This is a genomic window from Enterococcus sp. LJL51 (assembly GCF_049894025.1).
Taxonomy (GTDB): Bacteria; Bacillota; Bacilli; order Lactobacillales; family Enterococcaceae; genus Enterococcus_L.
The window spans coordinates 132,613-147,777 of record NZ_JBNEQE010000007.1 but is presented as its reverse complement, the minus strand read 5'-3'; the positions used below and the strand labels follow the sequence as shown (position 1 = coordinate 147,777).

Annotated in this window: 13 protein-coding genes and 2 pseudogenes; 4 read left to right on the top strand and 11 right to left on the bottom strand. The window is 31.8% G+C overall.

Annotated elements, in window-relative coordinates; all coding sequences use genetic code 11:
- Window positions 1-318: 318 nt before the first annotated feature.
- The 5 genes from ACPWSO_RS09255 to ACPWSO_RS09235 form a co-directional block, all read right to left on the bottom strand.
- Window positions 319-837 (bottom strand): hypothetical protein, encoded by a 519-nt coding sequence (locus ACPWSO_RS09255; RefSeq protein ID WP_426082708.1) that lies wholly within the window; start codon window positions 835-837, stop codon window positions 319-321.
- Between the two features lie 109 nt (window positions 838-946).
- On the bottom strand, window positions 947-2,170 hold the full coding sequence (locus ACPWSO_RS09250; protein ID WP_426082706.1) for a T7SS effector LXG polymorphic toxin: 1,224 nt from the start codon (window positions 2,168-2,170) through the stop codon (window positions 947-949).
- Window positions 2,160-2,531 (bottom strand): hypothetical protein, encoded by a 372-nt coding sequence (locus tag ACPWSO_RS09245; RefSeq protein WP_426082704.1) that lies wholly within the window; start codon window positions 2,529-2,531, stop codon window positions 2,160-2,162. Before ACPWSO_RS09245 ends, ACPWSO_RS09250 begins: the two co-directional genes overlap by 11 nt.
- Before the next feature lie 4 nt (window positions 2,532-2,535).
- Entirely contained in the window at window positions 2,536-2,841 is a 306-nt protein-coding gene (locus tag ACPWSO_RS09240) for a TIGR04197 family type VII secretion effector (protein WP_426082702.1), read from the bottom strand.
- A 374-nt stretch (window positions 2,842-3,215) separates the two neighbouring features.
- Window positions 3,216-3,440, bottom strand: coding sequence for a helix-turn-helix domain-containing protein (locus ACPWSO_RS09235; protein WP_426082701.1), 225 nt, complete (start codon window positions 3,438-3,440; stop codon window positions 3,216-3,218).
- A gap of 89 nt (window positions 3,441-3,529) precedes the next feature.
- On the opposite strand from ACPWSO_RS09235, the gene ACPWSO_RS09230 reads away from it, so the two are divergent.
- Window positions 3,530-3,700, top strand: coding sequence for a hypothetical protein (locus ACPWSO_RS09230; protein ID WP_426082700.1), 171 nt, complete (start codon window positions 3,530-3,532; stop codon window positions 3,698-3,700).
- 382 nt (window positions 3,701-4,082) lie between these two features.
- A complete protein-coding gene (locus tag ACPWSO_RS09225) occupies window positions 4,083-5,912 on the top strand; it encodes a retron Ec67 family RNA-directed DNA polymerase/endonuclease (RefSeq protein ID WP_426082699.1) in 1,830 nt (609 codons plus the stop codon).
- 75 nt (window positions 5,913-5,987) lie between these two features.
- Here ACPWSO_RS09225 and ACPWSO_RS09220 read toward each other — a convergent pair.
- A pseudogene (locus ACPWSO_RS09220) lies at window positions 5,988-7,242 on the bottom strand (tyrosine-type recombinase/integrase).
- 2 nt (window positions 7,243-7,244) lie between these two features.
- Window positions 7,245-7,429, bottom strand: a pseudogene (locus tag ACPWSO_RS09215) (DUF3173 family protein).
- Between the two features lie 210 nt (window positions 7,430-7,639).
- Between ACPWSO_RS09215 and ACPWSO_RS09210 the strand changes: the two are divergent.
- Window positions 7,640-8,344: a hypothetical protein gene (locus ACPWSO_RS09210; RefSeq protein WP_426082698.1), complete on the top strand. Its 705-nt coding sequence runs from the start codon at window positions 7,640-7,642 to the stop codon at window positions 8,342-8,344.
- A 134-nt stretch (window positions 8,345-8,478) separates the two neighbouring features.
- Here ACPWSO_RS09210 and ACPWSO_RS09205 read toward each other — a convergent pair whose 3' ends face one another.
- From ACPWSO_RS09205 to ACPWSO_RS09190, 4 genes are read right to left on the bottom strand one after another with little or no spacing between them, the layout of a single operon-like run.
- Window positions 8,479-9,429 (bottom strand): DUF2971 domain-containing protein, encoded by a 951-nt coding sequence (locus ACPWSO_RS09205; RefSeq protein ID WP_426082696.1) that lies wholly within the window; start codon window positions 9,427-9,429, stop codon window positions 8,479-8,481.
- Between the two features lie 46 nt (window positions 9,430-9,475).
- Window positions 9,476-10,216: a hypothetical protein gene (locus tag ACPWSO_RS09200; RefSeq protein ID WP_426082694.1), complete on the bottom strand. Its 741-nt coding sequence runs from the start codon at window positions 10,214-10,216 to the stop codon at window positions 9,476-9,478.
- 38 nt (window positions 10,217-10,254) lie between these two features.
- On the bottom strand, window positions 10,255-12,411 hold the full coding sequence (locus ACPWSO_RS09195; RefSeq protein ID WP_426082692.1) for a DEAD/DEAH box helicase: 2,157 nt from the start codon (window positions 12,409-12,411) through the stop codon (window positions 10,255-10,257).
- A 4-nt stretch (window positions 12,412-12,415) separates the two neighbouring features.
- Complete coding sequence (locus tag ACPWSO_RS09190) at window positions 12,416-13,378, bottom strand: HamA C-terminal domain-containing protein (RefSeq protein ID WP_426082691.1); 963 nt, start codon at window positions 13,376-13,378, stop codon at window positions 12,416-12,418.
- Between the two features lie 323 nt (window positions 13,379-13,701).
- On the opposite strand from ACPWSO_RS09190, the gene ACPWSO_RS09185 reads away from it, so the two are divergent.
- Complete coding sequence (locus ACPWSO_RS09185) at window positions 13,702-14,214, top strand: JAB domain-containing protein (RefSeq protein ID WP_426082689.1); 513 nt, start codon at window positions 13,702-13,704, stop codon at window positions 14,212-14,214.
- Window positions 14,215-15,165: the final 951 nt, after the last annotated feature.

The following is a 15,165-nucleotide window of genomic DNA, read 5'->3' as shown; positions in this document are numbered from 1 at the left end:
AAAATAAGGGGATGCGTCATTAGTATGGCTTAATCCCCTAAAACTAAACAAATGGTGTTCCAAGAGCAGCATCTTCAGAGATACGTTGAACGATACTGAAAGTAGGCAGATATTTCGTTTGTTTGAAATGAGTATGATTTTATTTGAATGTTATCAACGAGAGGATAAAGTCAGGTGTAAATTAGCCTGGCGTTATTGCATCATAGTTCACCATAACTATATTACTTGTATACCTACATTTTAACATGTTTGGTTATTTTCTAGATTCTAAAAGGGAATTGCTAGTCTTCTTACAAAAGAGCAATCGAATTCAGAGGTTTAATTTAGTCTTAAAAAATTAATTGGAAGTTCACTACTTGTAATAATCGCGATTGGTTCTGAACGATCATTGATATCTATATTGCTAAAGTAATGTATTTCTTCTTCCCATTCTTGATGGAATCTAATTGTCAAAATGTCATCATTAATGGATAAGATATAATATATTTTTCTGTCTTTAATTAAAGTTAAGCGAGAATTTAAATATTGAACATACATCCTACCGAATTGCCATTGTGCCCTAATAGACAAATTCTGGCTGACAAAATCAATTACTCTAAATTCATTATTATAAACTTCATATCCTACTCTTCCTAAAGGATATTCCTTCAAAATAGCATCAAATTGCTTTGCCGATATTTCAATACCTCTATTTGAAAGCGTCAAGCAATCATGCATATCATATATTTCCATGTTAATACAGCGGTTAAAATCATCTATATTGAAAGTTAGTTCATGTTCAGTAATATTTTCATTATTTTGTGCGAATTCTTCTTCCCAACATTTATTTGTTAACATTGTTTTCACTCTCCTAAATATTTAAGTGCTTTTTCAATTGCTTTAATTATTTCTGGTTTTTTCAACAATTTTTGAATTCTTAGAGGTGCCAGCAACTTACTATCAGGATCTATAAATTTTCCAGAATCAACGTCGTATCTCCATTTTGTATTATTAGGTTCATGATAGTGAACATCACCAGGCCATTCTCCTGGGCGTGAGTTTTCAGCATCAATTCTTTCGGTCTTCCCTTTTGCCATGTTGTTTTACTTTCAAATCGAGGGCCATTTTCTCCTAACATATTACCACTAGCCATAATTGATACAACACCAGCACTGGTAATAAGAAACCCTTCTGCAACTTTAGCAAGAGCTTCTTTATTCACTATTGCTTGAGCCATCATAACGCTTCCGCCAGTATTCAAGGACAGGATAGGTACACCATCTACAATACCTGTCACTCCTGTTATTGTAACAAGAGAACCGCCAATAAAGAAGGTTATTCCGACAAAGAGTGTAGCTAGTAACAGCTTTTCTTCCAGCGTCAACGGATTTTCTAACAGCTCTTGCCGCTTCTTCAAGGAAAGATAGGTTTTGTATTGCAGCGTTGCTTCCGGATCTAATTCTCCATTTACATAGACCTCGTAAATCACTGTCCCGTTGGGTCCTTGCGTTGGTCGTAATTCGTAGTCCAGCAGATTTTTCATCAGCTTTTCCTGAATTGCCTGTTCCCGCTCTTGCCACTTCTCTTGAATCGGTTTTACCCAGGTCATATCAAGTCTGGTCACATCAAAGGTTCCTGAAGCTGGATTCCAGGCACCGCCTTTGTTCAGCGCCGCAATCGCTCGTTCCAGATTCTCAATGTTTGCCTCGGCTTCAGTAAATATACCGGCAGATACACTATCAAAAGTATACAGCTTCTGCAGTCGTTCTTCTAGTTTAGCAATGCTTCCCTGAACACTCATATAGCACCGTTCTAGGTACAAGTTCTGTTCCTCCAGCTTATCCATTACATTTGCATACGAGCGCAATAAGCTCTGTCCTTGTTGAATCTGGTCACGCAGCCGGTCTTCTTCGATATCCCCGCCACCGACGATTTCCTGAAACTTTGCCGGATATTTTTGGTGGGCTTCACTTAGTGACTCCGCTGCCAGGATTAAGGCATTAGAAAGCGGCGGATAGACGGCCATAAAATAGCGTCTCGCAGAATCATAGGTTTTGCCGGACAAGGGTGCATTTAAATAGGCATTCATTGCATCTTTTAGCAGACCGGCATCCTGAATATATTCGTTTGCCAGGGTCACGGCGACATTGGTTTGTTCCTGAATTTCACCAACAAAAAAACTAAGTCCCATCTACCTTCTCCTTTTCCTTCGTATTCTCGAACAACTGATCTTTTCTCGCCTGAAGCAATTCCTCCTCAGCAACGAGCAGCTGCTTTGATTCCTTATAAAGTGCGTCTTTCTGCTCCTCCAGTTCAAAGAAATTCTTTTTATGAGCAGCGGTTACTTCATCCTCTTCCAAACTAAAATACTGCCGTATATCTTCCTCTTCATTAAACTGAAGAACATCAGCAAGATATTCCTGGTGTTGGCTTGATAAGCGCTGACAGTCCTCTTCCAGTTCCTCAAGCTGCCACCGCTGCTTCCGATTTACTTCCTGATCTTCCGAAACCTGAGAAAGCTGTCGATTAATTTGACCTTCATTCATGGTCAATCTCTCACCTTCTCCCTGGTCCTGCAAGAATACTTAAGCCATTAAATCCTTTACCTAGCTGCTGATCAATAGCAGCAAACTCACTCGCAACGGAATGAATGTTGTTTCCATCCCTGGTTAACGCATTTGAAATCTGTCCACCAACACCACTCATCCGGCTTATAACGTTTTGTGCGCTGCTCTGACCGGAGACCTTTGTTCTATTAGCAGCTGGTCCTGGCTGTGACATACTATTTAAGGCACTAGCTGCTTGGCTAAATCTTGACGAAACTGTTCCAGCAATAGAACCTGATACATTCAAATTGCTCACTAGATAGTTCTCCTTTTTAATTTTTTTATTATTAAATTCGATGTGTTTGCTTATTTCACTATATAGAAGTGTAAAACGATTAAAATGTTTAGTAAAAACATTTATCTAATCATTTTTGGAGGCACAGCTATATTTGCTAAAAATCAGCCTTATGTTGCTAAGGAACTTTGGGACAGGATATTCTTTACTTTATTCTTAGGTTGCTATAGTGGTGTTAAACAGTGAATAGTCGACTAAAGAATAAGAACTATTGGGCAAAATAATCGAAGTATTTGGAAGATCATTGCGTTATCTTTCAAAGCAGATAATATGAAAGTTTTAAAATAGAATAATAGTAGATCAGAATAGTACCTAACTAATGGTATTGTTCTGATCTACTTCTTTTTGTTTGGATAAGTTTGTTTGTACTTTGTTAATTCTACGAGATAATCAATGCTGGTAGAATAAAAGGTAGCTAATGCTATTAAAGATGGAATAGGGATTTCCAAATCTCCTGTTTCATATCGAGAGTAAGTTGTTTGACTGACATTTAAAAGCTTGGCTACCTGTTCTTGGCTTAAGTCATTGTCCTCACGTAAGTTGCGAATTTGATAATACATAAAATCACCTCAGGACAATTTTATAGTATGCGATTTTCGCATGTTCACTTCTATGCAAAAATCGCATAAAAAATTTGGAGGTATAAATAATGAAAAAAACAATAACCAAAAATAACCAACCAATCAAAGAAATTACTCAACAGGATATTCACGAGCTAAAAGATTATTTAGAACAATTAGCTTCATGGAAAGAACCACTCAAACAAATACATAATTTCTTTGATAATCAAGCAATTCCTTTGAATAAGAAAAAATCGTGAGAGAGTTTCATGCGCAGGCTAGAATATTTAATGCGTTCTATATGAATTTCATACTGAGTATGGATACTTTGGAAGAAAAGGTTATAAATTTAGAGGGAAAAGGAAAAGTAAAAATGTAGAAAAAACAGTACAAAAATCTTAATTTTCTGCTATATGGCTTATCTCAGATAAATAATGAGATAAGCTTTTTTTATTTTAAGGGTAAAAAATAGTTGTATTTATGGTAAAATGAAGATGCGTGTGGCTAGATTTTGTACTTGTGTTTCGCAAGTTTTGATTAAATTGTTGGGAGGTATAGCTGCCTGATAACTTTTCAGCATATAGAAATTTTCTACGCTGATTTCGCCTAATGAGTTGCCACACGTTTTTTAGGGAGGTATTTATGAGCGCTTTTTCTGATATCAAAAATCGAGATGACTTTTTTAAATTATTGAACATTCCCAAAAAAAATATGACTTATTTGTTATATAACAAGGATAAGAAAGGTACTGAGAACTCTTATCAAACGTTTGAAATAAAAAAAAGAAATGGTGGCATAAGAATAATACATGCACCTAATGATGAACTAAAGTTTGTGCAGAAGAGGTTGGTTAAATTATTATGGACAACTCAAAAGAAAGCATGGAGAGAAAATAATGCAAAATCTAACATCTCGCATGCTTTTGAGAAAAAGAAAAGCATTATAACAAACGCTAGAATTCATAGAAATAAAAGATTTTTGTTGAATGTGGATTTAGAAGACTTTTTTAGTAGTTTTCATTTTGGTAGAGTAAAAGGTTTTTTTGAAAAAGACAATACTTTTAAGGTTCCAAAAGAGGTTGCATTGATTATTGCACAACTTACATGTTATCAAGGTGTGTTGCCACAAGGAGCACCAAGCTCACCGATAATTACCAATTTGATATGTAAGATAATGGATTTTAGAATCTTAAAACTTGCTAAGCAATTTAAATTAGATTACTCAAGATATGCTGATGACTTAACATTTTCAACAAATAATAAAATTTTTTTAGGTCAAGAAACAGTATTTTTAAAGAAACTGAATGAAGAAATAGAACGTGCAGGATTTAAAATAAATAATGAAAAAACAAGATTACAATTTAATTGCTCCCGTCAAGAAGTTACTGGCTTAATTGTAAATAAAAAAATTAATGTCCCTAGAGAATATTACAAAAATACTAGAGCAATGGCTTATAGCCTTTATAAAAATGGGGAATTTATGATAAATAACGTCTCAGGTAATATTAATCAATTAGAAGGTCGGTTTGCATTTATAAACCAGCTAGACAAATGGAATAATAAATTAGAATATGATCTTTCTCTTGATGATAATAACATTGAGTATCAAAAGTACTTATTGCCTACAAAACGAAAAGAAAAAAATCATCATGTCATGTTACAGATGTTAAATGCAAGAGAAAAAGAATATCAAAAATTTCTTTATTATAAATATTTTTATGGTAATGTAATACCTACAATTGTTACAGAAGGAAAAACTGATATAAGATATATAAAAGCGGCACTGAAAAGTTTATATAAAGATTATCCAAATCTTGTTGAAAAAAAGAATAATGAATTTAAATTCAAAGTGTTTTTCTTTAGAAAGAGTAAACAAAAAAATGGTAAAGATATCTCTAGGTATAAATATTTTTTTAATTTACCGATTGATGGTGCGGATTCAATGAAAAATTTGTACAATTTTTTTTCAGAAAAAAATAATAAACTATATCCCAACTATTTGAAATGTTTCAATTCTTTTGGTAGTAGACCAGCTAGCCCAACTATCTTTATTTTTGATAACGAGATATCAAGTAAAAAAGAAAAACCATTGAAATCGTTTATAAATTACGTATATAGTAAAGAAAATGCACAAGTTAAGAAAGATAGAATAAAGTTTTTAGAGGATAATTTATCGTTAAGAGTTACCGAAAATTTATTTTTAGTGACAAATCATTTACTAAAAAATTCTATAGAAACCGAGATAGAAGATTTGTTTGATAATAAAACTTTGGCACATGAAGAAGGCGGGAAAAAATTTTCTAAAGATGGGGATAGTAATAGCTGTTACGGAAAAGAAATATTTTCAAAATACGTTTTGAAACATTATGAAGAAATTGATTTTGAAAATTTTCGACCTATTTTAGATATTTTAAATGAAATAATTATTGGCTATGGCGATTCCTTATTGGTTGCAAAATGGTTGCACAAATAAAAAAATAACCGTGAAAACCTCTGATATCAAAGGTTTCACGGTTTTATTATTTATTCCCACTCGACGTAAATCACGTTACATAAACGTTGCTATAACAACATTTATCCTTATAATTTTCCGTTTTAGTAGGGAAATGGTAGGGTTTTTTACTGCCTGTTTTCCACTAAAATTAGGTATTTTTGATTCCTTTGCAAAAGTAAATTGGATGTTTCCCGTCATTTGTTCAGCAATTCCCTCATCGTTACGACTCCAGAGATGCGCGTAGTGTTTCAATGTAATTTCTGGTGACGAATGTCCTAAACGTTGGGATACAACAAGGATATCTGCATTAAATTCATTGATTAGATAGCTGACATGTGAATGACGTAATCCTTTTCCTTGAATAGGATGAACTTTTGCAAGTTTAGCATAACGCTCAATAATGCGTTGAACAGTTGAACGATATAAAGGTAAATCTGTATAACTCAAAATAAATTGTTCAACACCATGATTTTTCTGGACTTTTTTCCATTCTGTCAGCATTGAAACAGTATCGTCATCTAACGAAATGATACGCATACCGCTCTCCGTTTTAGTGTAAGGTTTACGAATAAAATCGCTTTGGTTCTTCATGTCCAAAGTATGGTGAACCCTCAACTTCTTTCTCTTCAAGTCAACATCATTCCAGTTTAAAGCTAAACCTTCACTGACGCGAACACCGGTCATATAGTACAGCCAAATCATCACAAAACACATATGCTCATAAAAATCATTCTTATAGACAACAGATAGAACTTGTTGTCCAATAGGCAACAACTGACTTTCCTTTGGGGATTGCTTTAGTTCTCATAGAAATATTTTCATTCAAGAACTGCAAAGTAACAGCATAATTAAGCGATTTACGAAACATACCATACATTAATGAACTGTATGCCTGAGAATAGCCACTTTGGGTTAAAAGCCAGATGTGATAGTTCTCGCAGTCTAGTACAGTGATTTCTCGCAATTTCTTATCAGCAAAATGACTAGTGATTTGTTTTAAACCACATTCTCGTGAAGACCAGGTACTTCGCTGTACAGATGATTGATAATGAGGAATGTAAGATTGCTCCATAAATTTTTCATAGGTTAAATCATAGTTGGCAAAACCATTACTTTTGAGATATTCACTTTTAATACGCATGACTTCTTGATGTGCTGCTTTTGCTGAGGTAAACCGTTTCCCTAACTGGTCTTTTGTTCCTTTTTTCTGAATTCGTTTGCCAGTGACTTTGTCTGACCCAAGTTCAATTAGATACGAAAAACGCCCTTTAGCATCTTGATACACGCAAGGATATTTTGTTTTCGCCATGGTTATTCCTCCAATTCAAGAGGAATACCGATAATTTCTTCAACTATATGCCGAGGTACAACCCCGACCCTTTTATTATTATAGTATGGATACCCTGCGTTTACCATCCTAATTTTGCTTGTCGAATAATTGTCACGGATTGATTTGTTTTAAATCCCAATTTTTCAAGATCTGTTTTTGAAACCATATTTTTCTTATACATCGAATTTCCTTTAGGTTAAAAATCGCTAGCTGATTTTTAACACTGCTTTTTTGTAGCTAGCAGTTGCTATCATAGAAATAGGTGCGCATTTACTTCTTAACTTAATTATCTATGATGTATTTTTTCTTATCAGACCTAAAAAAATGATACAATGACTGGTATAGCAAGCTTATTTAATTTCGGAGGTGAAATTTAATGGATGAACAGCAAAGAAGGATAATTGAAGAACTAAAACAAACGTGGTATACGACAAATGAAGCAATAGAAGAGCTGTCTGAAAATGGTAAAAAGATATCGAAGGCCTCTTTTTTACGTGCTATTTCAGAAGTTGATTTTGACAAAGAGATTGGATTTGTTGGTAAGCCGAAAACGAAAAATGAAAAAACTGGTGGTAAAGGACGTCCTTTAACATTATATAATCATGCAGCAGTTGAAGCAGTACGAACCTTTGCACTTTCTGATACGTATAAAAAGATTCAAGAAGAGCCAATCGATTTTTTTGTGAATGATGAATGGAAGAAAGAAATAACTGTGTCCTTAAAAGGCTATTTAATAAGTAATTATGAAGATGAAAAAATTAATGGTGCAGGGATCACAGATATTACTGAATATGTAAATGAACTTGTAAATAGAGTTGTGATCAAAAACTACTATAGCTTAATAGGTCAAAATAAATTCTTGGTTCATAGAAACAAGGAGTTAGAGGGGACTAAAGAAAGACTCATTGCGGAATCAAGTGCGATAGAAGCGAGAGCAGGCGAGTTGCATCAGATTGCAAACTTTATTAAGCAGCATAGTAAAAGTACAGATAAATTGCTAATCAATCGGACAGATGCTTATTTTGAGCAGTTGTTAATTTTAAATAAGAAACTGGATGATAGAAAAATTCGCTATAAATAAAGTCTTTAAATCCGTAAAACAGGGACTTTTTTTTTTAAAATTTTGATTGGTAATTGTGTGAAAAAATATTAGTTATGATATCTTGAAATCCATCATAAAGGTTTCAAGATATCGTGTTGTTACTTTTCAAGATATTAATTTCTAAAAATTCGTTCGATAATTTCTTCAAGTTGATATGAGGATAATTGTTTATTTTTAAATTTATCAAATGTACTAATTAAATCAGATGTATTAACTATTGTTTTGTTTGGTTCTCGTATATTTATGTATCTCAATGTTGAAACTCGTATTTCATGTTTTTTAGCTATACGCAACAATTTATATTTATTTTCATTTATAGTTTGGCCGTCAAATATATCGTTAAAAAATTTTGTTCCTAAAGTGATTTCATTTGGAGTGTTAACTATAACTAGCATAAAACCATCTTCTTTTTTATGTGAATTTGGTTTCAAATTAGGTAGAATAATACGCCATTCTTTTTCTGGAGACCACTCATTATCCTTATAAAGAGCAGACAATAAAACTGCAATTTCAATATTTTCGTCGGTTACAGGGTCTACTAGTTCTGTCACGCTAATTGGAGTTGTACTGTAGGTGACAGGATAAATAAAATCGAAAGACCTCATTTTAGTAGAATATTCGAGGCAGACACCAGCATTATTTCCATAATGACCCCACATATAGCTACTATCAGCATTTTCAGTAAAACAACAGATCATCAATTCTTTTTGCGCAAAAGTTTTGTATATTTCTATTTGATTTTCCATAGCTTCAATAAAATTGTTTTTCGACATAGGCCATACTTGATTAACTTTTCGAGCTAATAAAACTCTCTCATTATACTGTTCTATAATAGTGTCTTTTGTGTTAGTAATCATTAGTGAATCAAAACTATCATTAAAATGGCTTGGAGAAACTGCTGTGACCTGATTTTTTTCTAAATTTTCCAGCAAATATGGTGTCACTCCTGAGTATCTATATAGTTTTTTCGGAATGTTTTTAGTCATATTAGCTTCAATACCTCTTGCTAGATACTCATTTTGAAGTCGTGATAGTAATTCTGAACTTCGTTCTTTTAAGATCATATTTAATCTCCTTTTTTTAATAGTTATTATTGAATAGTAGTTTGAATTAAATATAACACTCTATCTCTAACTCAGTCATATGTGAAATAAATTCATTCATATCTCTGTACACAAAGTATTCTCCTTGTTTAGCCCCACAATGCTGACATACATTCATACAATATACTTCTTTTCTTGTGTTACTATATTCATTTTTTACAGTTGAAAACAGATTCATCATTTTTTTATCCAAGTGTTTGATATCTCCTAATAAATTAATGGGGTAGAATTCTATTGTAGAATCTTGCATATGATATTTTAAAAGTTCTAAACTCTGTTCTTTGAATAATCTATTCTTATCCCAAGGGAAAAGTAAACTATCTCCAGATTCAAATAAACAATATGTGAAAATAGGGGTTTGTTTTTTGCATCTGTAACACTTTTTTTCGTAAGTGTAAACGGGAATGTTTTCATTAGAACTGAGATTCTGAATTATATTATTACTATCATTAGTGTTTCCAAAATTATTTTTAGATTCAGTATTAGTTGAACCATTTTTGAAAATAGAAATAGAGGATTTGCTGTAGGAAATTATGTCTCCATCTTTAGAAAATTTTAAATCTATGTTACCTGTAGTTTCATTCAGTAAAAAACTGTATAATTCCAATTTCTCTTGTGTATTATTATCAATGAAATCTAGAGAAAATTTGTTATAAGAATAGATTTTTTGGCCTTTTGAGAATTGAACATCAATTTTTCCTGTAGATTCATTCATTTCCATCGAATAGATATCTAATTGCTTTTTCATAAATTATCCTCCTTTTTAGCTCATTACATATACATCCTTTAAAGGTCATATATTTTGTTTTTTTCATACTCTATTAAAGAATATTGATTAGAATCAGCTATTCTCTTTACGTGCTTTACTAAATCCCTGAAGTCTGTAATTCCATCCACCGCATACTTCAATTTGTTAATAGCACTAGAAGGTATCCCCATGTCTAGTAAGATAGATAAAGTACTATCCATTCCTTCATTTTCTAGTTGAGAAGCAGCATAAGTATAATCACCAACGTTAATTATTCCCATTTGTTTGCACACTTCTTTTTGTAGACTATCTACAACGCCTATCCATTTCGGTACTTTATAAGAAATCCAATGTCTTTGCTCACGAAAATAGTTAGTGACAGCCTGATCTAAAACTCTTTGATTAGTCCATTTGGGATTATTATCTTTTAAATATTTGAACTCATTATTTAAAGATTCTGATGTGGATTTACTTATTAGGCTATTATAAGCTACTACAGGAAGTTTATTTCTAGTCATAGGTCTTGTAGTTTCAGTGTCTTTTAACAAATTGTCCCAACAAATGTTAAGAATATAAGCTAGTGCTTCGTATTTTGGAATGCCACTCCATAATACTAATTCTGGTTTTTCTTTCAAAGTTATTTTAATATTCTCGATTATCTTCTTTTGACCAGATACAGACACAGCATTCTTTTTGATCACTTTGAGTAAATCATCATCATAATTCATTAATTCTTCAAATCTAGAAATATGTTCACTTTTAACTTCTTTTTTTTCAAAGTTGATTAATATTTCATCAGAAATTTTTTCTTGATCAAAGAAAGGAATATCTAACTCTATTTTCTCTTTTTCCGGAATCGGATGGAAGACATATACATAGCCTGTAAAGTGCTCTAATAGTCTGCCTGCTCTTCCACGAATATTTGAGAAATCAAAGTAGTCTATTTTATTTGGCCCCTTCTTTTCATCAAAAATAAAGACGTTTTTTGCACTTGTATTTACTCCTTCAATAATTGTAGATGTACAAAATAGTACCTGTAATAAACCTCTATTAAAGTAATCTATTATTGAATGGGTCAAATGTTTTGGTATTGTTCCAGAATGAACACCGATTTTTTGCTGGATTAGTTTATTAAAACTCCAATTAGAGTTTATGTTTTCTTGTATCCATTCACTAATAGGTAAGTGCTGTTCTTTTGCTAAAAGATTATTAGTGTTTAAATACTCTAAGTATTCTTTAGCCACTTTTAGCGCTCTGTCTGGAGATGAAAGATATACTATAGATTGTTCCTTTTCTTTTTCTGAGAGCATTTTGAAAAGTTTGAGTTTCCTTTCTTTTTCCATTGATCTTGGTTTATCGCTTTGAAAATCTATATTTATCATTTCCACTTTAGTATCTACTAGAGTGTAATCAGTTTTTATAAATTGGGCATTGTAGTGATTTTCGAAGCCGTGAGATATTTCATCTATATTTGGACCTAAAAAATAGAAAATAGTGTTATTGTTATCCAGTATTTTTTTAAGCGCTATATTTAAAACATCAGATCGTTCATCATCTCGCGAGGAACTAACTTTATAAAATTCGTCTAAAATGCAATAATCCACTATAGGGAAGTTAGGATATTCTAAAACACGTTCGGCTGTCAAAATAAATATATTTTTGTCTTCCATTTTCTGTGAAGTATTTACAACTATATTGTACTCTTGATAGGGTTTAAGTTTTATTCTTGTTTCATTAATTAATGCCAGAGTGGGTTGAATAATGAGGATATTTTTAAATTTCCTGCTAGCAACAATTTCTTGTATTAATAAACTTTTTCCAAAACTGGTGGGAGCGCTTACTACAATGTTTTCTTTTTTCTCAATTAAAGTAGAAAGATGTTTTTGTTCCTTATGAAATACTACATTATCTAAATAATTTGAAGAATGGAAAGCTTTTCTAATTTCAGAAGTCGTATCCAGAGTTGAGTTACTAGTCAGATATGGATAAAATCCGGCTGACTCTACAATGTCCATCCATATTTCTTTGGTGGAAGAATCGATGTTTTCCCAAATCTCTAATATATGAATTATAATTTTTCTTGCTATGTCCTTTTTGTTATTCAAAGACAAGTTAGATGTAAATTTAGCTAGAGAAAAACTATCTTCAAAACTTAATTCTTTTACAGAGTAAATGTCTACTTTATTCCAATCCATATAATCAAATCCTTTCTACACCTAAGCTTTGTATGGTTTTAAGTTTTTTGTGTAACATTGATACTAATTTTTTTTTGCTCTCCAATGGCATTAGTATCACTACAATATTCATTTTTTTGCTCCAAGGGTGGCGGGAGCTTTTATTTAGAAATCGTTCATGTAACATACTAATTTCTTCCATGTACTTTGTTTCAAAGGTATCAAAATCATTCTCAAAGCTATCAAAAAAATCTGTTTCATATGCACAAAATAGTGGGATAGTTATATTATCCAGTTTTTCCGATATGCTTGTATACTGATTTAATAGTGAGACCCAGTATTCGGTATCATGACCGTGGCTGTCTATAATAGCTTTTGAGTCTTTCAATCTTTTTGATATTACATTAAATTCACTATGAAAGTAATCTATATTAAAATGCTCATATAAGTCTTCTACTAATGCATCCACACCTCTTTTTCCATCCGTATACAATTTTGATTCACCTAACCAGAGCGTATTAGTTTTTGGTTGAATATGAATAGAATCAAAACCGTGCACAGCATGTCCGTATGAATCTTTAAAATATATTTTTGCTATTAATGGAAATGTTTCAAAATAGTATTTTAATACCGAATGTAAAATTAGTTCTCCAAATTCTCCACGTCTAAGATACTTATCGGATATATCATCTTCTAGACATTCACCAGTTTCATAAATCTGTGAAACTTCTTGATAGCAATCTATTTTATAGATAGAGTTAGCTGCGTCGATTAAAGTATCTAAAAGTTTTTCTTGAGGGATACTGTCTCCCTCATGGAATCCCAATGCGAAATTTGGTATTTCTTGAGTGAGTAAATGTACAAATTCTGCAAGTCTTTGACCTAGATTTCCTTCAGAATCTAAATCAAAATCTATAAAATAAGAATATAAATTAGATTCAGATATTTTACACTTTAATACTTTTTTCACTTCAATTGATCTAGACATTATCTAACCTCACTATATTTGTGTATTTTCAATTGCTTTGTTTAAATCAGTTTTTTTATTCTTAATGCTATGAATATTTCTATAAGAACAGGGGGTTGGTATGGATTTGATAATAGGATCGAACTTTATGGACCAAAGATCACTATTTTTCATATTTATTCAATCCATTAATGCATACAATATCATTTTAACAGAAAAATAACATAAATTGTCGTATTTTTATTAGATGTTAAAAATAAAGCGAGTCTATATCTTATAAGATATAGGTGCAAGCTGAGCTTGCCAAAAGAAGAAATGAATAAATAGAAAAGGAATGATTAAGTATGACAAGAACTGCAGAAAATACTTGTACAAAGCAATTAATGATCTCTAATACGTTTAATAATCGAATAAGGACAACAAATTTCAATGAACTAAGTACCCAAGAGCTAATTGAACTTTCATTCAATTTAAAACCTTCTGAAGCTGCCAAGTTGCTAGACAGTATAGATGGTTTAACAGATTTAAGAAATGGACTTTCTAAATTTCCAACGACTATGGAATTCCAATTCAAAGCAAGTTTTGAACTATCAAAGCGTATTTTACAATTTGGTGTGAAAAAGGAGAAGATAACAAGCTCGTATGGGCTTGCTCAACACTTAATTCAAGAGACATGTGATTTAGAGCAAGAGCATTTTATTCTTCTAACATTAAACACTAAGAATCAAATTATTAGACAAAGAACCCTATTTATTGGAACGTTAAATCAAAGTATTGCACACCCCAGAGACATCTTTCGAGAAGCAATAAGAGATAACGCCGCTCAAATTATTGTTGCCCATAATCATCCGTCATAATATAAAATCTCGTGAAGTTCAAATAGACGAAATGTTAGATAAATGCCTATATGACAACAATCTTGTGTCCAATATTTTGTTATGTTATTATTTTTTTCTTTAAATATAAAGGTTCCTATTTTTTTCAAACTCCATTTAAATAAATTTGCTCTCTTATCCACATGTTATGAATAACTAATAACATAACATTAACGAAAAGAGCATGTTATTTTTTATTATTTACTGGGTTAAATAAAGGAACTAAGGGAACAAGAGTCTATTAGGCTTGATATAAAAAGATTTAGTGGTTCCTATTTTTACAAAAAAGTTCCCTAGTTACAAATTTATCAGGACAAACTAGGGAACCTTTATCATTAAATTAAGCGTGAGAGCAAAATACAATAACGATAAGATAAGCATAAAAGATCAAATCGTTAATAAGTTACCCACAGATAACAAACTTAAAATACTCAAAAATGACAAAAAACTAGGGAACTTTTAGCCAAATTAGGGAACCAAAAGGAACCACCTAATTAAAAATTCTTACAATGATTTTTTTGAAAAACAACCAAATAAAAGAAACATATGTAAGGAATACAGTCCTCAAAACTGATACTGAAAAAAGTAAACTGATTTAGAAACAAATTTATCGCAGATGTAGCATGTGTTGATTGAAAATAGCAAAAATAATTACACGAGATTTTTATCTGAATTTAGTGAAAAATACACAAAAGCCAATCTTTTTGATTGGTTCTTTTTTTAATACTAGACTAACCTATTCCCTCGTGAATCAGAGTACGATCATTAAAGAAGCAACCATCTTTTCTTTTTTTATTAAAACTTTGTCATAAGACAAATTCATCTCCTGATTTTTACCGTCATTCCTTCATTTGGGCCTCTAAATTTCGGCTAATTCATTGGTATCACTGCGTTTTCGCCCAATAAAGCCATGAGATACTAGGCTTCAAAATG